The organism is Ruegeria sp. BE3 (genome assembly GCF_056538865.1).
The window spans coordinates 341,155-358,583 of record NZ_JBQFTW010000002.1 but is presented as its reverse complement, the minus strand read 5'-3'; the positions used below and the strand labels follow the sequence as shown (position 1 = coordinate 358,583).

The following is a 17,429-nucleotide window of genomic DNA, read 5'->3' as shown; positions in this document are numbered from 1 at the left end:
GCCCCAACCTAGGTTTTCCCCGAACTGAGGGAGAACACGATGGCAGTCGGCACAAACATCCGCACCTATTTCGACGGTCAATGGCATGACGGGGACGCACTGATCATGCGCGCAGCCGACCACGGCGCATGGCTGGGGTCGTCGGTTTTTGACGGCGCACGGTTCTTCGACGGATTGACGCCTGACCTGGACGCTCATTGCGACCGCGTGAACCACTCTGCCGAGGCGTTGATGCTGACTCCGACCGTCACAACTGAACAGATGGTTGAGTTGGTTCACGAAGGGCTTGAGGCCTATGCGCCTGACACCGCCGTATACATCCGCCCAATGTATTGGGGCATCGACGGCGATGTTACGGCGATTATGCCGCAGGAAAACAGTACGGGATTTGCGATCTGCCTCGAAGCGATTCCGATGGCCCCCGAAACTACCTCGGTCACGCTGACAACCACACGGTTTCGTCGCCCAGTGCTGGAATCTGCCGTCGTAAATGCCAAGGCTGGCTGCCTCTATCCAAATAACGCCAGAATGCTGGCCGAGGCGCGGTCCAAAGGGTTCTCGAATGCTCTGGTGGCGGATGCGATGGGTCACGTGGCCGAAACGGCTACGGCCAATATCTTCATGGTTCGCGATCGAGAGGTTTTCACCCCCATCCCCAACGGCACGTTCCTTGCCGGGATCACCCGCGCCCGCCACATCAAGAACCTGCGCGCCGATGGCGTGACCGTGCACGAAACCGTTCTGAGTTTTGATGATTTCCACAACGCTGATGAGGTGTTCATGTCCGGCAACATGAGCAAGGTGACTCCGGTCACCGCGTTGGATGACACGCAATATCAGGTCGGCCCTGTTGCCCGCCGCGCCCGCGAGATGTACTGGGATTGGGCCGCGAGCAGCCGCTAGTTGCCAGTGCATGCCCGGTCGGGCATGATCGCGAAAACAGTCAGGGGACAAATATGCGTAAATTCCTGGTCGTTCTGGATGACAGCCGCGAATGCCTGAATGCAATGCGTTTTGCGGCCATGCGCGCGGCGCATACAGGCGGTGGTGTCACGATCCTGTCCGTCATTCCTCCGGACGAATTCAACCACTGGATCGGCGTGGCAGAAGTCATGCGCGAAGAGGCTCGTGAACGCATTCATGCCCATTACGAAGTTTTCGCCAAATGGATGCGCGACAAGCAAGAAGTTGAACCTGAACTGGCCATTCGCGAAGGCGACCCGGTGCCCGAGATTATCGCACATGTTCAATCCGACCCCGAGATCGGCGTTCTGGTGTTGGGTGCAGGCACCGACAAGAAAGGCCCCGGCCCATTGGTAACGCAACTGACCCGCAACTCAGGTAGCCTGCCGATCCCGATCACCATCGTGCCCGGCGATCTAAGCAAGGAAAAGCTTGAAGAGATTACCTGAGGCCGACCCGTGAGTGCAAAACTCCAGTTCTGGTTCGATTTCGCCTCGACCTATTCTTATCTCAGCGCAATGCGGGTCGAGGCCGTGGCCTCGGATCATGGCGTGGCTATCGAATGGCAGCCTTTTTTATTGGGTCCGATCTTTGCCGCACAGGGATGGGAAACCTCGCCGTTTAACCTTTATCCTGCAAAAGGTCGGTATATGTGGCGCGATATGGAACGTCTCTGCGCCGCGCGCGAACTACCGCTCAAGCGCCCGGACATCTTCCCTCAGAACAGTCTGAAAGCGGCACGCCTTGCGCTGGCCATCGACGATCCTGACCAACGTGCAGCCTTTTCCCGCGCCGTCTATTCGGGGCAGTTTGGCGCGGGTCGGGATATTTCCGACCTGCAGTTTCTGGCAGATTGTCTGACGGTTGCGGATGCATCACCTGACCTGATCGACAGTATCAATGACCCTGCAATCAAGGCCGCTTTGTTCGGTCAGGTCGACCGGGCCAAGGCGCTGGATATCTTCGGCGCACCCAGCTTTGTTGTCGGGGATGAGCTGTTCTGGGGTGACGACCGTTTGAATGACGTGATTTCTTACGCCACATCAATTTAGAACCATTCCAAATCTTGACTTCCCCGACCCGGGCGCGCATATCAATGAGACCGCAAACGGAGCCGCGCCATGTTCATCCAAACCGAATCCACACCCAACCCGGCCACCCTGAAATTCCTGCCCGGTCAGACGGTTCTGGAAGCAGGTACCGCAGATTTTCCAAGCGCCGAAGCGGCTGAGAAATCACCTCTGGCACAGCGCATTTTTGGGGTGAACGGTGTGACGGGCGTGTTCTTTGGCAACGATTTTGTCACTGTCACAAAATCTGATGACGTTCAGTGGGACCATATCAAACCCGCCATCCTTGGCGCGGTGATGGAGCATTATCAGTCCGGCCAACCGGTAATGGGAGAAGACGCGCAAACCGCCTCGGGCCATGCCGAGCATACCGGCGAAGATGCTGAAATCGTCAACCAGATCAAAGACCTGCTGGACAGCCGTGTGCGCCCCGCTGTTGCACAGGACGGCGGTGACATCACCTTCCACGGCTTTGACCGCGGCGTTGTCTATCTGCACATGCAAGGGGCTTGCGCGGGTTGCCCATCTTCGACTCTGACGCTGAAGATGGGAATTGAGAATCTGCTGCGCCACTACATCCCCGAGGTCACCGAGGTACGTCCCGTTGCGGTCTGACCCAACGATTCTGGCGTTTGACACATCGGCCGCGCATTGCGCGGCCGCTTTGCTGTGTGGCGATCAGATTATCGAAACAGTCGTCGAACCCATGACCCGCGGTCAGGCCGAACGGCTCATGCCGTTGCTCGAAGAGCTGCTGACGCGGAATGGGCGAAGCTGGCAAAGCCTTGATGCGATCGGCGTCGGCATTGGCCCAGGCAACTTTACCGGTATTCGGATCTCTGTCTCTGCCGCGCGCGGGCTCGCGCTGGGGCTCGGCGTTCCAGCGGTCGGAGTATCCGGGTTTGATGCATTGGCCGAACTGGCCGCTCCGGGTCAGATCCCCGCGATTCCAGCACCACGCGAACAGGTCTATATTCAGCCCGACACAACACCGCGCCTGGTCGCTCGCAACGAAGCGGAAACGCTTGCCCCCCTGTTCTTCTGCGATGAACCTGCCCGTCAGGTTGAGGCGATTGCGCAACTGGCGGCCCGCCGCTGGCAATCCATCCAAACGTCGCCAGCTCCGCTTTATGTCAGGCCTGCCGATGCCGCACCATCGCGCGATGTGCCGCCGGCCCTGCTGGACGAATGACTCCGGACACGCTCGCCAAGATCCATGCGGCGGCTTTTACGCAGTCCCGCCCCTGGAGCGCATCAGAATTTGCTGATCTGCTGAACGGACGATTCACCCATCTTGCTGGCGACGAGCGATCCTTTGCCTTGTTTCAGGTAATCGCGGATGAGGCAGAATTGCTGACCATCGCGACTCACCCAAAATACCAACGACGAGGCCTTGCCCGGCAGGTGATGGCAGATTGGCAGGCTCGCGCTCAGCAACTGGGGGCATCGCGGGCGTTTCTTGAGGTCGCAGCGGACAATATTACGGCCATCGCATTGTACGAAATGTCAGGATATACGCCCTGCGGACGGCGCACTGCCTATTATCGGCACAAAAACGGCCTGAAAGTGGATGCCATCATGATGGAACGCCACTTAGACAGCAAATAATCCAATTTTTTTGACCAGCCGATCAAAATTCAGTTGACCGGGGCTGTTGCAAACGGCCTTAATTCCCGCCATCACAACAAGTATGCTCGCTCTGAGTGGGTGGCGGGGTATATTGGCCCCAGACCGATAATAACCAACGGGAGTAACAAATGACCCTTATGAAATCCTTGATGGGCGCCGCAGCAGCGGTTGCACTGACAGCTGGCGCGGCACTGGCCGAACCCGCCTTGATCTTCGATCTGGGTGGCAAGTTCGACAAGTCGTTCAACGAGGCGGCGCATAACGGTGCTTCACGCTGGGCGGAAGAGACCGGCGGCACCTACCGCGAGATCGAGATGCAGTCCGAGGCCCAGCGCGAACAAGCCCTGCGCCGCTTTGCCGAAGCGGGCTCGAACCCGATCATCACCATGGGCTTCGGCATGGCCGACCCGCTCAGCGCTGTTGTGGCCGACTACCCGGACACGACCTTTGTTGTGGTCGACGTGACATGGCTGGACGCGCCTAACCTGCGTCAGGTCGGTTTCGCCGAACATGAAGGTTCGTATCTGGTCGGCATGATGGCGGCAATGGCGTCCAAATCCGGCACCGTGGGTTTCATCGGCGGTATGGATGTTCCGCTGATCCGTCACTTTGGCTGCGGTTATGCGCAAGGCGCCAAAGCCGTGAACCCCGATATCAACGTGGTTGCAAACATGACCGGAACCACTCCGGCGGCATGGAACGACCCGGTTAAAGGTTCAGAACTCACCAAAGCGCAGATCAGCCAGGGTGCTGACGTGGTTTACGCCGCTGCTGGCGGTACCGGTGTTGGCGTGCTGCAGACCGCTGCGGACGAGGGCATCCTGTCTATCGGTGTGGATAGCAACCAGAACCACCTGCATCCGGGCAAAGTTCTGACCTCGATGCTGAAACGTGTGGACGTCGCCGTTTATGAAGCGATGAAAGCGGGTGAGGGCGTTGAAACCGGCGTATTCGTCATGGGCCTGTCCGAAGATGGCGTTGGCTATGCGATGGACGAAAACAATGCTCCGCTGGTTTCCGATGACATGAAAGCCGCGGTCGACAAGGCCCGTCAGGATATCATCGACGGCAACGTGAGTGTTGTCAGCTATTACGAGAACGACAGCTGCCCGGCACTGCAGTTCTGATATCGCGCGGGGCGGTGGATATGTCCTCCGCCTCGCAACCATTCTGCCGCATGCGGCCCCTTCGGCAATTGAGGACAAGACATGACCGTCCCCGCCATTGAGCTCAAAGGGATTTCCAAAGCCTTTGGGCCGGTTCAGGCTAACAAAGACATCTCCATCAGCGTCGCCCCCGGCACGATCCACGGGATCATCGGTGAAAACGGTGCGGGCAAATCCACGCTGATGAGCATCCTCTACGGCTTCTACAAAGCCGACAAAGGTGAGATCTGGATCAACGGAACCAAGACCGACATTCCCGACAGTCAGGCCGCTATCGCCTCGGGCATCGGGATGGTGTTTCAGCATTTCAAACTGGTGGAAAACTTCACCGTTCTGGAAAACATCGTTCTAGGTGCTGAAGATGGTGGGCTGCTTGCACCGTCGCTGGCGAAAGCCCGCAAGGAACTGAAAGCGCTCGAAGAAGAATACGAGCTGTTCGTCGATCCGGACAAACGCATCGATGAGATCGGTGTGGGCATGCAGCAGCGGGTCGAAATCCTGAAAGCGCTCTACCGCAAAGCCGAGATACTGATTCTGGACGAACCCACCGGCGTTCTGACCCCTGCCGAGGCGGATCAATTGTTCCGTATCCTCGACCGGCTGCGGTCCGAGGGGAAGACAATCATCGTGATCACCCACAAGCTGCGGGAAATCATGGAAAACACCGATACGGTCTCGGTGATGCGGCGGGGCGAGATGACGGCGACTGTCAAAACCGCCGATACCAATCCGCAGGAACTGGCCGAGCTGATGGTGGGCCGCAAGGTGTTGCTGCAGGTCGACAAAGTACCTGCCCAACCGGGCAAGCCGGTTCTTGAGATTGAAAACCTCAGCGTCATCGACGGTGCCGGGGTCGAGCGTGTCAAAGGCATCAACCTGACGGTCCGCGCGGGTGAGATTGTGGGCATCGCCGGGGTTGCTGGAAACGGGCAATCCGAATTGCTTGAGGTTTTGGGCGGAATGCGGCCCGGTCAAGGATCAATCAAACTGAACGGAGAACCTCTTGCTCTCAGCGGTGCGGGTTCGGACGGTCAGGCGCGGCGCGCGCAGCACATCGCCCATGTCCCCGAAGACCGACAGCGCGAAGGCCTGATCATGGAGTTTCACGCGTGGGAGAATGTGGCCTTCGGCTATCACCGCGATCCTGCCTACAAGCGCGGCATCTTCATGGATAATGCCGCCCTGCGCGCCGACACGGAAGCCAAGATCGAAAAATTCGACGTCCGCCCGCCCAATGGCTGGCTGACCGCCAAGAGCTTCTCGGGCGGCAATCAGCAGAAGATCGTTGTAGCGCGTGAAATCGAACGCAATCCCGACCTGTTGCTGGTGGGACAGCCCACGCGCGGCGTAGATATCGGTGCCATCGAGTTCATTCACAAACAGATCGTCGCTCTGCGCGATCAGGGTAAGGCGATCTTGCTGGTCTCGGTCGAGTTGGAAGAGATATTCTCGCTCTCAGACCGGATCGCTGTAATGTTTGACGGACATATCATGGGCGAGCGTCTGCCCGCCGAGACGGATGAAAAAGAACTGGGCCTTCTAATGGCCGGTGTTGCAGGAGAGGCCGCCTGAACCATGGAAAAAATGCCCAAATGGGCCGATGTGGTACTGATCCCGCTGATCAGCCTGCTCTTGGCCACAATCCTTTCGGCACTTGTCATCCTCGCGATCGGAGAAGACCCGATTGAAGCGGTGAACCTGATGGTCACGGGCGCTTTGGGGTCGACTTATGGCTGGGGATACACGCTCTATTACGCGACGAACTTCATCTTTACTGGTCTGGCCGTTGCCGTGGCCTTTCACGCACGCCTGTTCAACATCGGTGGCGAAGGTCAGGCCATGCTGGGGGGCTTGGGCGTTGCTATCGTCTGCCTATCCGTGCCCTGGCCGCACTGGACCATTGCTTTGTTGGCCGCCTGCGCCGCATCGATGATCTTTGGCGCAGCCTGGGCGGCCATCCCGGCCTATCTGCAAGCCAAGCGCGGCAGCCATATCGTGATCACCACGATCATGTTCAACTTCATCGCTGCTGCTTTCCTGAACTACATGCTTGTCAACGTGATGCGCCCGCAAGGCTCGCAAGACCCTGCGACCGCACGCTTTCCAGAAGCGGTTCATCTGCCGACGTTCCAATCCATGTTCTCAACCGCTGAGAACGTGATGTTCCGAGGCGCGCCTGCGAATATCTCGTTCTTCGTGGCGCTTATCGCCTGCGTCGTTGTCTGGGCTCTGATCTGGCGCACGCGTCTGGGGTATGAAATCCGCGCCTACGGCCATTCGGAAACCGGGGCTGTTTACGCCGGTATCTCGCCGGTCAAAATCACCATCATTGCCATGCTGATCTCGGGCGCTCTGGCAGGCCTGATGGCGATCAACAACGTAATGGGCGAGGCTGAACGGCTGGTTTTGAACTCGACCGAAGGGGCCGGGTTCATCGGGATTGCGGTTGCGCTGATGGGCCGCTCGCACCCGTTCGGCGTGTTTTTGGCCGCAATCCTGTTTGGCTTCCTTTATCAGGGTGGCGCAGAACTAGCGCTGTGGACATCGATCCCACGCGAGCTGATCGTGGTCATTCAGGCGCTGGTCATCCTGTTTACCGGCGCACTCGACAACATGGTACGGATGCCGCTTGAAAAGCTGTTCCTGAGCTTCCGGAAGGGATCGACCTGATGGATATCTTCCTGACTCTCATCCAGGTTCTGGATTCGACCATTCGTCTGGCAACACCTCTGCTGCTTGCCTGTCTGGCAGGGCTTTATTCCGAGCGTGCGGGCATCTTCGACATCGGTCTCGAAGGTAAGATGCTGATGTCAGCCTTCTTCTCGGCTGCCGTGGCCGCGGTAACCGGGTCGGTCTGGCTCGGCCTGCTGGCGGGGATCGCGTCCTCTCTGCTCCTCTCGGCGCTGCACGGGTTTGCATCGATCACGTTCCGGGGCAACCAGCTGATCTCGGGCGTTGCGATCAATTTCCTCGCCTCTGGCATGACGGTTCTTGTAGCGCAGAGCTGGTTTCAGCAGGGCGGTCGCACGCCATCCCTGTTCGGCGGTGGGCGGTTTGAATCCGCTGAATTCCCCTATGCCATCGGCCCTACGGACGCCGAATTGACTGGGCAACCGGTTTCCGAACTGATGTCCGAAACCAACGTCCCGCATATGATCTATTCTGAGCTTCTGTCCGGCCATTCCGTTCTGGTCTATACGGCCTTCCTGATGGTGCCGCTGACCTGGTGGATTCTGTTCCGCACCCGGTTCGGGCTACGCCTGCGCGCGGTTGGCGAAAACCCGGCAGCTGTGGATACCGCCGGTGTCTCGGTCGTCGGTCTGCGCTATGCGGCTGTAGCGATCTGCGGTGTGCTGTGCGGGATCGCAGGGGCCTATCTGGCAACAGCGCTGCAAGCAGGGTTCGTGAAAGAAATGACCGCAGGGCGCGGGTTCATCGCTTTGGCCGCCCTGATCTTTGCGAAATGGCGGCCCTGGCATGCCATGTGGGCCTGCCTGTTGTTTGGGCTGCTGCAGGCCATCGCACTTCGATTCCAGAACATCGATCTGGGCGGAGTGGTGATACCAGTACAGGTCATGGACGCCCTGCCTTACATCCTGACCGTGGTAATCCTGGCCGGGTTCGTAGGCAAAGCTGTACCGCCACGCGCAGGCGGCGAACCCTATGTGAAAGAGCGCTGATAAGGCCAGTTCTGGGCTGCCCTGCAGTCCTGTTTGCTGCAAAGCGGCATACGGAGTTGATTTTGTATGCCGCAACCGTTCTAAAGAGGTATGGACTTGCCCCGCAACAACTCTGCAGCTCAGGCACCTACTGGCCAAGCTGTTGCGTGCGCTTCGTCTGTTGAGTTTTACGTTGTCCCGGGATCCGCTGCCGCGCGCGGCGTGACCCTTCCCGTTTAGAAGAAGCCATGCAAATCTATCTTCCGATTGCCGAAGTCTCCGTAAATGCCTTTTTGCTGTTTGGACTGGGCGGCATGGTGGGGATCTTATCTGGCATGTTCGGAGTAGGCGGCGGCTTTCTGATGACGCCGCTTTTGTTCTTCATCGGCATACCCCCTGCCGTTGCGGTCGCGACTGAGGCCAATCAGATCGTCGCATCGTCCTTTTCGGGCGTTCTGGCCCATTTCAGGCGCCGAACGGTTGATCTTAGAATGGGAACGGTGCTTCTGGTTGGCGGCTTGATTGGTGCCGCCCTGGGTGTGATCCTGTTCAACTATCTCAAAAGCCTTGGGCAAGTCGATCTGCTGGTCAAGCTTTGCTATGTCGTTTTCCTTGGCGTAATCGGCAGCCTGATGTTTATCGAAAGCCTGAATGCCCTGCGCAAGTCTCGCAAGGGCGGCGGTGCAGCCCCAAAGCGCCGTCAACGCGGATGGGTGCACGCAATGCCGTTCAAGATGCGGTTTCGGACTTCGGGGCTGTATATCTCGGTCATCCCGCCAGTGATGGTGGGGCTGTTTGTTGGTATTCTGTCTGCGATCATGGGTGTGGGTGGCGGATTCATCATGGTGCCTGCGATGATCTACCTACTTGGGATGCCCACCAAGGTGGTGGTCGGAACTTCGCTGTTCCAAATCATCTTTGTGACGGCGTTCACCACCATGCTGCATGCCACCACCAATTATACGGTTGATGTAGTCCTCGCGGTTTTGCTGCTGGTCGGCGGTGTGGTTGGTGCCCAGATCGGTACGGTGATCGGAGCGCGGATGCCAGCTGAACAGCTGCGTGTTCTGCTTGCTGCACTGGTATTGGTGGTCTGTGGCAAACTGGCGCTGGACTTGCTGCTGCAACCGACTGAGCTTTATTCACTGGGCGATGCGGGAGGTCATTGAGATGTTGCGTCTGATCGCCGCCCTGTGCTTGATCTGCCTGCCGGCTTACGCCGAGGAAGAACAGGTTGTTCTTGGCCTGTCTCAGGACCGCGTTTCGATCACCGCGAATTTCGACGGCTCGGAAATTCTTGTCTTTGGTGCGGTCAAGCGCGAAGCTCCGATCCCTGAAGGACCTCCGCTTGAAGTGATCGTGTCGGTCGTCGGCCCATCCGAACCCGTCACCGTGCGGCGTAAAGAAAAGAAGTTTGGCATCTGGGTGAACACTGACAGTCTTGTCGTCGATCTTGCCCCCAGCTTTTACGCGGTTGCCACCAGTGCACCGTTTGGCGAGGTACTGACCAACACCGAAGATCTGCGTAACAAGGTTTCGATCGAGCGCGCCATCCGGTCGGTTGGCGCAGATATGAACATTCAGGGCGCGCAAGACTTTGCGGCTGCGGTTATTCGCATCCGCGAAAGCGAAGGGCTGTATTCGATCCGGGAAAACACCGTTGCGGTGGATGAGCAAACCTTGTTCCGCACATCGATCGAAATGCCCTCGGACCTGACCGAAGGTGACTATACCGCCCGTATTTTCCTGACCCGCGGCGGCAATGTCGTATCAAGCTTTGAGACCTCGATCGACGTACGTAAGGTGGGGTTGGAACGGTTTCTATATAATATGTCCCGTCAGCAGCCGATTTGGTACGGCCTGATGTCGCTGGCTATCGCCATCGCTGCAGGTTGGGGGGCATCGACCGCCTTCCGGTTATTGCGCGAGAATTAAGCGCTATCCACGTCCGATATAGGGCATGGTTGTTGCCATGACGGTCATGAACTGCACGTTCGCCTCGGGCGGCAAACTGGCCATATGCAAAACCGAACGGGCTGCATCGTCGACATCCATGGTTGGGTCGGGCGTCTTCCCTGCAGCGATGGCCTTGTCGACCAGATCCTGAATCATCGGTGTGCGCGCATTTCCAATGTCGATCTGTCCGCAGGCGATACCAAACGCGCGCCCATCCAAAGACAGGCTGCGGGTCAGGCCGGTAATTGCGTGTTTTGTCGCCGAGTAATGTACCGAGTTCGGGCGCGGCACATGGGCCGCAATCGAACCGTTGTTGATGATCCGCCCACCCTGAGGCTGCTGTCCCCGCATGGCTGCAAACGCTGCACGGGCGCATAGAAACATGCCATTCAGGTTTACATTGACCGAGTTGTACCAGTCCTCAAGCGCGATCTCGTCGATGGTGCCGCCGGGCGCGAAAATGCCAGCGTTGTTGAACAGGACATCCAGTCGGTCGGCCTTCGCCATGAACTCAGAGAAGGCGGTTGTAACGGCATCAGGATTGGTCACGTCCGCGACCAGAGGAACTGCGTTGTCGCGCCGGTCGGCCATCTCGTGCAGCTTGTCCGCGCTGCGCGCCAACAATCCGACGACCCATCCCTCGGAGAGGAATAGCTCGGCCGTCGCTCGGCCTATGCCCGAACTAGCGCCGGTGACTATGATCGTTTTCATGTCTCTTCTGCCTCTAAAGTCAGTGCAGGCGCAGCCTCGGCCCGCAAATCGTCCACGCGCAGGGGGTGGGTCGGCTTGGACAACCGATTACGCACCACCCAGACCAGCCGCTCCTGCGCACGGGTGATGGCCACATAAGCAAGGCGCTTCCACAAGGGCTGCCCTGCCTCGGTCCGTCCCATGCGGGCAGCAGCGTAGATATCGGGCGCGAACACCTGAACCGTATCCCACTGGGACCCCTGCGCCTTGTGAATCGTCACGGCAGCACCGTGCAGAAATGTGGCCCCCATACGGGCAGCATAGGGAATGAACGGCTCTTCCTCATCCGGTTTTTCGATCTGTACAATCGATGCCGCGCTGACCTGGGGGTCTTCGGCCCCCATGACGTGCAGGCGCGAGAACCCAGGCTTTCGACCGGGACCCAGATAGATGACCTGCGCGCCCTTGATCAGGCCACGCGCCTCAAGGTCCAGCCGCTTCTTGCGGTGCTTCAAAGGCAGTTCAATGCCATCGCAAATCAGTGGCTCACCTTCCAGCAACTCTGTCTCTGGCGCACCATGAACATTGCGGAATGCCTGGATCAGACGAATTCGGGTGGCGTTGCGCCAGACCAGAACCGGGCTGCGCGCCATCAGATCAACCTCGACCCTTTGCCCCCAGATCACACGGTCGTCCTTACGGGCAGTCTCTTCGATCAGACGTTCGAAATCCTCAAATCCCATCGCCGGGTCGGACAGTGCATGTGCGAGGTCAAGGATCGGGTTGTCCGCTGTCTGCCGATGCACCCGGTGCAAAATCTGTTTGCGCGGCTCTGGCAAGCTGTCGAACACCATTGAGCCCGACTGATTCACAGGCGCCAGCTGCGCGGGATCACCGAACAGCAGCAATGTAGGGAAAATCTCCTTCAAATCCTCGAACTGGCGATCGTCCAGCATAGAGGCCTCATCAACGAAGCCGATGTCCAAAGGCTCTTCTCGGCGCTTCCAGCCGGTGATGAAGTCGGATCCACGCAATCCGGCCGCAGCCAAAGCACCCGGGATGGATTTGTTGTTGGCATAAAACGCGGCAGCACGATCCAGCGCCTCGTCCGTCAGCCCCTCAATCTCGGGCCGTTCGTCATTGCCGGCCAACCATTCCGCGATCCGCTCATATTCCGGGTCGTAGACCGGAGTGTATAGGATGCGATGAATGGTCGTCGCGGGCACACCACGCAAACGCAATACGCTGGCGGCTTTGTTCGTCGGGGCAAGGATCGCAAGGCTGCGCTTATCTCGGGCTTTGCGGCTTTCGAAATCGCCCGAGATCAGGTTGACTCCGGACTCGGCCAACGCCTTATAAAGCTCGGCCAGTAACAGGGTTTTACCCGATCCCGCCTTACCAATCACAGCCATGACACCCGATTGCCCGCCTCCCGGCAGTTTCAGCAGAGCATCGTCGTGAAGGTCGACACCGGCGGTGCGCAACATCTCGGCAATGTTGTCGAAGGCGGTGGCCTGATCTTCGGAAAAGGTGACTTGGGGCAAGGACATGGCGCGACCCTACAGGGACGCGCCGCCCGCCACCAGACACCGAATGCGATTTCCACCCGGGTCAGGCGGACAAAGCAAACCGATGCTGTGCGGTGTTGCCGAACGCCGTCTTGAACCACAGTCGGGACAGCTCACGCGGGATGCCCGCACGGGCCGCAACCCGGTTACAATCGTCTGCCGAATAAGGCCACAGACCGACCGATATCTGATCCCGACCAGCCCCTTCCGAACCCAGCACCACCGGTGAAGACCCGATCATGCGGTAGATCCGGATCATGCGCGCATCAAACACGCCCGCGATGTGAGTCAGGCCAAAGCCTTCCATCACCTCGCCCCCACTGAGCATGATGGCCCCCGCCGTATGCGCGCTTGCGGTGCGTGACAGGCAAAACCGCGTCACTTCCCAGATCAAGGGGCTACAGATCGGGCTGGCTCCGGTCAGGTGCCCGAATACTTCGTTTACCATCACCGGGCCAGTCGTCGGCAGGATCCGCATCGATCCGCCATGGCTGCCATCCGCCTCTTCCCAGATCACATAGAGCGGGTTCAGATCGTCATATTGATCCCGCTCTTCCCCGTGTTCGTTAACCTTCACATCCCATCCCAGCCGGGTTTTGAACTGATCGGCGCGGTCCCGAAACATCCCCTTGGCCAGAGCTGGAAATTTATGCAGCTCGTCCGCGTACAGATAACGCAACATGACGTATTCCCCTTGTCGTCCACTTGGAACAAAGGGGGTACGTACTTGTGGTTAATTTGCAGTTTGGGCAACGTACGGTCGTTAAACGACTATTAAACCTCGGCTGAGCGCGGTTGCGATGGCATGAGTCGTATTCTGTGCGCCCAGCTTGGCCCGCGCGCTTTCGATATAGGCGCGCAATGTATGCTCCGAGATCGAAAGCGAATGCGCAACCTGCGCCCTGCTATAGCCCAGCGCCAACAGCGTCATGGCATCTATTTCACGCGGCGAGAGGCTACGTGTGGCTTCCGGTTGCCGATCCTTGGCAAATTCCAGCGCCTTGCGGTTCAAAAAATGCGCCACCAGAATCAGATCACGACCATAAGTCGCAATGAAGCTCTGCCAGGTCTGATCGTCACAATTGTGGTTCACCGTAAACAGCGCAAATTGCCCGCTTGGACCGCGCAACGGGATTGAATAGCCCTGATTGCCAACGCCATGCGCCAGTGCGTCATCCAAAAAGGCGCGCACCGCCTTGCCGGACCAATTCAGTTGCTTCCAGTCCACCGCATGAAAGCGCTGAAAACAGCCTAATATGACGGGATCAATCCGATGGTAATTCTTGTCCCGATATCGTTCGTCCCAAGCGTCCGAGTAAGTGGTAAACCCATATTGGTCTCCGGCGCCGTCGACCCAATGATAGGTGATGTGATCGATCTGCAACCGGTCTCGCAATTGGACCGAAACGTTGGTCAGCTCTTCAAGCGTGCTGGTGCTTTCCAAATCCTCGAGGATTTGGCTCAAATCGAATTGTGTTACCATTCGTCGGCGCGCAAGCCTCATCCTTCAAGGACGCGATCTCGGCCGCAGCGATCAGCCTGGTATCGTCAAGCTGTTCGGCAAGCGCGATTAACCCGTTTGCCACCGCAAAGGCGTTGAGGTCCGACAATACGTCCAGTATCCACTCATTTTGCGCCATCAAGGTGTCCCCGAAATAGTTAACGAAGGGTTAACACAACCATAACATGTGCAGACTATTTCGGCCTACTCGCTGCTTTCTACTCCCCAAAAATAGCGGGATCTCTCCTGCTAAGCCTTTGATAAAAATCACCACTGCCTCAAACGAGAAACACCCGCGCGGCAAGGGCGTGCCGCGCGGGTGCTTCGATCTTGTGTTGTAGTCTGGACGTTAGTCGCCTGCAGCGAGAACTTCTTCCAAAGTCCGCATGCCTGTATGTGGCGCCTGAACCAGAACGGACATGTTGCCGGGCTTATGTTCGTTCCGCATCATTTTCATATGCGCCTCCGGCAGGTCCTGCCATGTGAACACTTCGGACATGCAAGGATCAAGACGGCGCTCAACCATCAGCTGGTTTGCAGCCGCGGCCTGTTTCAGATGAGCGAAGTGAGACCCCTGCAGACGCTTTTGGTGCATCCACATATAACGAACATCGAAGGTCAGGTTGTAACCGGTCGTACCGGCGCAGATAACAACCATTCCGCCCTTCTTCACTACGAAGGTCGAGACGGGGAAAGTGCTTTCGCCCGGGTGTTCGAAGACCATGTCGACATTCACACCCTTGCCGGTGATATCCCAGATCGCCTTGCCGAACTTACGAGCCTCTTTGAACCACTCGGCATATTCCGGCGTGTTCACGGTGGGCAGCTGACCCCAACAGTTGAAGTCCTTCCGGTTCAGAACGCCCTTGGCACCAAGACCCATAACAAAGTCGCGCTTGCTTTCGTCCGAGATCACGCCGATCGCGTTTGCACCTGCTGTATTGATCAGCTGGATCGCGTAAGACCCCAGGCCGCCCGACGCACCCCAAACCAGAACGTTCTGGCCCGGCTTCAGGTCATGCGGTTCATGCCCGAACAGCATCCGATAGGCCGTGGCCAGCGTCAGCGTATAGCAGGCGCTTTCTTCCCAGGTCAGGTGCTTGGGCCGTGGCATCAACTGCTGCGCCTGCACATTAGTGAACTGGGCAAAAGATCCATCGGGGGTTTCATATCCCCAGATCCGCTGGCTGTCCGAATACATCGGATCGCCACCGTTACAGTGCTCGTCATCGCCATCGTCCTGGTTGCAATGGATCACAACCTCATCACCGACCTTCCAGCGGCGCACCTTGTCGCCTACAGCCCAAACGATACCCGAAGCATCAGATCCCGCGATGTGGAACGGCTGACCATGACCGTCAAACGGGCTGATGGGCTTACCAAGCGAAGCCCAGACACCGTTGTAGTTGACCCCCGCAGCCATCACCAGCACCAGTACCTCGTGGCTGTCCAATTTCGGAACATCGACCACCTCAAGCTGCATCGCCGTGTCCGGTTCGCCATGGCGTTCCTTGCGAATTGCCCAGGCATACATCTGCTTGGGAACATATCCCATCGGAGGGATCTCTCCCATTTCATAGAGGTCTTTTTCGGGCGCATCGTACGACGCGATGCCACTGTCGACGTCCAAAGCCATGCTGGCCTCCTTTAACTCATCCATTGCCGCGCCGCAGAATCGCGGCTTTCACCAACTGGGATATTGGCGACAAAGAAATATTGCAATAGTTTTTGGTGCTAATTTTGTAATTTTATGACCCAGCAGTTGCAGAAACTGTTTCTGCAACTGCAAAATTACCGTCCCGAGGGGCAGGCTCTGATGCTGCGGCATAATAATCAAGTAGCTCTGCGCGCTCACCCGATGGGCGCAAGATGCCATTCTTGCGCGACAGAATCCGGCGTTCAGTCAGCTGATTGATGGCATCGTCGATGGCATCGCCCGCATCCGGTTCGAGTGCTCCACCCTCAGCGCCCAGCAAACGGGCCTTAAGGTCATCCTCAGTCATCTCACCCTCTTGCTGGATCAGGCGACACGCCGCTGGGAGAGGGGCGAAAGGAATAGCCGCGCCAATCCTTTGCATCAGTTCACGCGCAAGATCAGTGGTCAGATCCCGCTCGTGCGTGGCGCGGAATTGCTGTAGCGAGATTGGGGTGGCGTAGCGCACCGAAGCTACGCCGAACCGCTTGTAGCGCCCGACCACGCGCCGCCATAACTGTTTCAGGGTCCATCGCGTAATCACCCCGATCCGAGCACGGAAACGACGTTCCGTATCCTTCGCAGCGGCGGTCAGAACGGTATCTTCCAGAACCCGGTCATAGTTCAGCGCAACCGGTACGAAAACCACATCGCGCCCCTGCGGGTCTGATGCATCAACTATGTATTTAAGAAGACCAAGCTTGGGCCGACCCAGCTTACCGGCCAAACTCAAGCCTCCCTCAGGAAACATGGCCTGAGTGACGCCCGCCTCGGTCGCGTGGCGCACATAGCTGGCCAGCACCTGGCGATAGAGATCACTGCCCGATTTGCGGCGAATAAAGTAGGCCCCCATTGCACGGATCAGGCGGCTCAGCGGCCAGACGCGCGCCCATTCCCCCACTGCGTATGACAGGGTGGAATGATCTGCCGCCAGATAGGTGACCAGAACGTAATCCATATTGCTGCGATGGTTCATCACATAGATGACCGTCGCATCAGGATCGATGTTGTCCACGGCAGCCTTGTTCTCATAGCTCAGCCGAACGTTATAGAACGCATTGCTGAGCATGCGGGCCAGACGGATCGCAATGCTGAAATAAGCGACCGTCGAAAACGAAGGCGCGATCTCGCGCGCATAGCGTCGGGCCTGCTCGGACGCCACCGCATCCGGAACGCCCTCCTCTTTCGCATGCCGCTGTACTGCTTTGGTGACCTGAGGGTCATAGATCAAACGCTGAATCATATCGTGCCGGCCCGCCAGCTTGAACGGCTGGATCGGGCGCTGAAGGCGATCATTCAGACGCGCAACAGCGCGTTCAAGCCTGCGGCGGAAGAACCATCGCACCGACGGGAACAGGAAATGCGATGCAAAAGTGACCGCGGCAAACAGCACGATCAGCACAAACAGCCAAAGCGGAAGTTCCACGGTCTGAGTCATGGGGGCACAGTGCCATCAAACGCGACCGCTCACAATCTGAAGAAAGCAGGTTATGCCGCGACGCAGCGAATTGACATATGCTGAAAATTACGATTT

General features: G+C 58.0%; 18 protein-coding genes. 12 read left to right on the top strand and 6 right to left on the bottom strand.

All coding sequences use genetic code 11. The features are described 5' to 3' along the window. The first annotated feature begins 39 nt into the window (after positions 1-39). The 12 genes from ACR0AZ_RS09205 to ACR0AZ_RS09150 all read left to right on the top strand — a co-directional run bounded on the left by ACR0AZ_RS09205 (position 40) and on the right by ACR0AZ_RS09150 (position 10,422). A complete protein-coding gene (locus ACR0AZ_RS09205) occupies positions 40-903 on the top strand; it encodes a branched-chain amino acid aminotransferase (protein WP_480667272.1) in 864 nt (287 codons plus the stop codon). 53 nt (positions 904-956) lie between these two features. Then, positions 957-1,412, top strand: coding sequence for a universal stress protein (locus ACR0AZ_RS09200; protein ID WP_480470872.1), 456 nt, complete (start codon positions 957-959; stop codon positions 1,410-1,412). A gap of 9 nt (positions 1,413-1,421) precedes the next feature. Then, entirely contained in the window at positions 1,422-2,015 is a 594-nt protein-coding gene (locus ACR0AZ_RS09195) for a DsbA family protein (RefSeq protein ID WP_480659313.1), read from the top strand. Positions 2,016-2,084: 69 nt separating this feature from the next. Further along, on the top strand, positions 2,085-2,648 hold the full coding sequence (locus tag ACR0AZ_RS09190; protein ID WP_480470874.1) for a NifU family protein: 564 nt from the start codon (positions 2,085-2,087) through the stop codon (positions 2,646-2,648). Beyond that, positions 2,638-3,225, top strand: a complete 588-nt coding sequence (tsaB, locus tag ACR0AZ_RS09185; protein ID WP_480470875.1) for a tRNA (adenosine(37)-N6)-threonylcarbamoyltransferase complex dimerization subunit type 1 TsaB — start codon at positions 2,638-2,640, stop codon at positions 3,223-3,225. Before ACR0AZ_RS09190 ends, tsaB begins: the two co-directional genes overlap by 11 nt. Then, positions 3,222-3,641, top strand: coding sequence for a GNAT family N-acetyltransferase (locus tag ACR0AZ_RS09180; protein ID WP_480470876.1), 420 nt, complete (start codon positions 3,222-3,224; stop codon positions 3,639-3,641). The genes tsaB and ACR0AZ_RS09180 overlap by 4 nt, the downstream gene beginning before the upstream one ends. 149 nt (positions 3,642-3,790) lie before the next feature. Beyond that, positions 3,791-4,789 (top strand): BMP family lipoprotein, encoded by a 999-nt coding sequence (locus ACR0AZ_RS09175; RefSeq protein ID WP_480470877.1) that lies wholly within the window; start codon positions 3,791-3,793, stop codon positions 4,787-4,789. A gap of 81 nt (positions 4,790-4,870) precedes the next feature. Next, the gene (locus tag ACR0AZ_RS09170; RefSeq protein ID WP_480659309.1) at positions 4,871-6,400 is read left to right on the top strand and encodes an ABC transporter ATP-binding protein; all 1,530 of its coding nucleotides are present in this window, start codon (positions 4,871-4,873) and stop codon (positions 6,398-6,400) included. A gap of 3 nt (positions 6,401-6,403) precedes the next feature. Continuing rightward, positions 6,404-7,498 (top strand): ABC transporter permease, encoded by a 1,095-nt coding sequence (locus ACR0AZ_RS09165; protein ID WP_480470879.1) that lies wholly within the window; start codon positions 6,404-6,406, stop codon positions 7,496-7,498. Continuing rightward, on the top strand, positions 7,498-8,508 hold the full coding sequence (locus ACR0AZ_RS09160) for an ABC transporter permease (RefSeq protein ID WP_480667271.1): 1,011 nt from the start codon (positions 7,498-7,500) through the stop codon (positions 8,506-8,508). Before ACR0AZ_RS09165 ends, ACR0AZ_RS09160 begins: the two co-directional genes overlap by 1 nt. A 227-nt stretch (positions 8,509-8,735) precedes the next feature. Further along, entirely contained in the window at positions 8,736-9,656 is a 921-nt protein-coding gene (locus ACR0AZ_RS09155) for a sulfite exporter TauE/SafE family protein (protein WP_480667270.1), read from the top strand. A 1-nt stretch (position 9,657) separates the two neighbouring features. After that, positions 9,658-10,422: a TIGR02186 family protein gene (locus ACR0AZ_RS09150; protein WP_480667269.1), complete on the top strand. Its 765-nt coding sequence runs from the start codon at positions 9,658-9,660 to the stop codon at positions 10,420-10,422. A 3-nt stretch (positions 10,423-10,425) separates the two neighbouring features. On the opposite strand, the gene ACR0AZ_RS09145 is transcribed toward ACR0AZ_RS09150, so the two are convergent. The 6 genes from ACR0AZ_RS09145 to ACR0AZ_RS09120 all read right to left on the bottom strand — a co-directional run bounded on the left by ACR0AZ_RS09145 (position 10,426) and on the right by ACR0AZ_RS09120 (position 17,333). Then, entirely contained in the window at positions 10,426-11,154 is a 729-nt protein-coding gene (locus ACR0AZ_RS09145) for an SDR family oxidoreductase (RefSeq protein WP_480470883.1), read from the bottom strand. Next, entirely contained in the window at positions 11,151-12,683 is a 1,533-nt protein-coding gene (locus ACR0AZ_RS09140) for an ATP-dependent DNA helicase (protein WP_480470884.1), read from the bottom strand. The genes ACR0AZ_RS09145 and ACR0AZ_RS09140 overlap by 4 nt, the downstream gene beginning before the upstream one ends. A gap of 61 nt (positions 12,684-12,744) precedes the next feature. Next, positions 12,745-13,383, bottom strand: a complete 639-nt coding sequence (locus ACR0AZ_RS09135; RefSeq protein WP_480667268.1) for an acyl-homoserine-lactone synthase — start codon at positions 13,381-13,383, stop codon at positions 12,745-12,747. Positions 13,384-13,464: 81 nt separating this feature from the next. After that, a complete protein-coding gene (locus ACR0AZ_RS09130; protein ID WP_480667267.1) occupies positions 13,465-14,184 on the bottom strand; it encodes a helix-turn-helix transcriptional regulator in 720 nt (239 codons plus the stop codon). A gap of 367 nt (positions 14,185-14,551) precedes the next feature. Beyond that, positions 14,552-15,838: a crotonyl-CoA carboxylase/reductase gene (gene ccrA / locus ACR0AZ_RS09125; protein WP_480470887.1), complete on the bottom strand. Its 1,287-nt coding sequence runs from the start codon at positions 15,836-15,838 to the stop codon at positions 14,552-14,554. Positions 15,839-15,950: 112 nt separating this feature from the next. Then, positions 15,951-17,333 carry a 1-acyl-sn-glycerol-3-phosphate acyltransferase gene (locus tag ACR0AZ_RS09120; protein ID WP_480659302.1) on the bottom strand — a complete coding sequence of 461 codons (1,383 nt, stop codon included), beginning with the start codon at positions 17,331-17,333 and terminating at the stop codon, positions 15,951-15,953. Positions 17,334-17,429: the final 96 nt, after the last annotated feature.

Excerpts from the sequence above, each read along its gene's own strand:
- ACR0AZ_RS09190 (WP_480470874.1), top strand. The coding sequence starts at position 2,085 with ATGTTCATCCAAACCGAATCCACACCCAACCCGGCCACCCTGAAATTC.
- ACR0AZ_RS09130 (WP_480667267.1), bottom strand. The coding sequence starts at position 14,184 with ATGGTAACACAATTCGATTTGAGCCAAATCCTCGAGGATTTGGAAAGC.
- ACR0AZ_RS09160 (WP_480667271.1), top strand. The coding sequence starts at position 7,498 with ATGGATATCTTCCTGACTCTCATCCAGGTTCTGGATTCGACCATTCGT.
- ACR0AZ_RS09205 (WP_480667272.1), top strand. The coding sequence starts at position 40 with ATGGCAGTCGGCACAAACATCCGCACCTATTTCGACGGTCAATGGCAT.
- ACR0AZ_RS09170 (WP_480659309.1), top strand. The coding sequence starts at position 4,871 with ATGACCGTCCCCGCCATTGAGCTCAAAGGGATTTCCAAAGCCTTTGGG.
- ACR0AZ_RS09155 (WP_480667270.1), top strand. The coding sequence starts at position 8,736 with ATGCAAATCTATCTTCCGATTGCCGAAGTCTCCGTAAATGCCTTTTTG.
- ACR0AZ_RS09140 (WP_480470884.1), bottom strand. The coding sequence starts at position 12,683 with ATGTCCTTGCCCCAAGTCACCTTTTCCGAAGATCAGGCCACCGCCTTC.
- ACR0AZ_RS09145 (WP_480470883.1), bottom strand. The coding sequence starts at position 11,154 with ATGAAAACGATCATAGTCACCGGCGCTAGTTCGGGCATAGGCCGAGCG.
- ACR0AZ_RS09200 (WP_480470872.1), top strand. The coding sequence starts at position 957 with ATGCGTAAATTCCTGGTCGTTCTGGATGACAGCCGCGAATGCCTGAAT.
- ACR0AZ_RS09120 (WP_480659302.1), bottom strand. The coding sequence starts at position 17,333 with ATGACTCAGACCGTGGAACTTCCGCTTTGGCTGTTTGTGCTGATCGTG.
- ACR0AZ_RS09180 (WP_480470876.1), top strand. The coding sequence starts at position 3,222 with ATGACTCCGGACACGCTCGCCAAGATCCATGCGGCGGCTTTTACGCAG.
- ACR0AZ_RS09165 (WP_480470879.1), top strand. The coding sequence starts at position 6,404 with ATGGAAAAAATGCCCAAATGGGCCGATGTGGTACTGATCCCGCTGATC.
- ACR0AZ_RS09150 (WP_480667269.1), top strand. The coding sequence starts at position 9,658 with ATGTTGCGTCTGATCGCCGCCCTGTGCTTGATCTGCCTGCCGGCTTAC.
- ACR0AZ_RS09135 (WP_480667268.1), bottom strand. The coding sequence starts at position 13,383 with ATGTTGCGTTATCTGTACGCGGACGAGCTGCATAAATTTCCAGCTCTG.
- ACR0AZ_RS09175 (WP_480470877.1), top strand. The coding sequence starts at position 3,791 with ATGACCCTTATGAAATCCTTGATGGGCGCCGCAGCAGCGGTTGCACTG.
- ccrA (WP_480470887.1), bottom strand. The coding sequence starts at position 15,838 with ATGGCTTTGGACGTCGACAGTGGCATCGCGTCGTACGATGCGCCCGAA.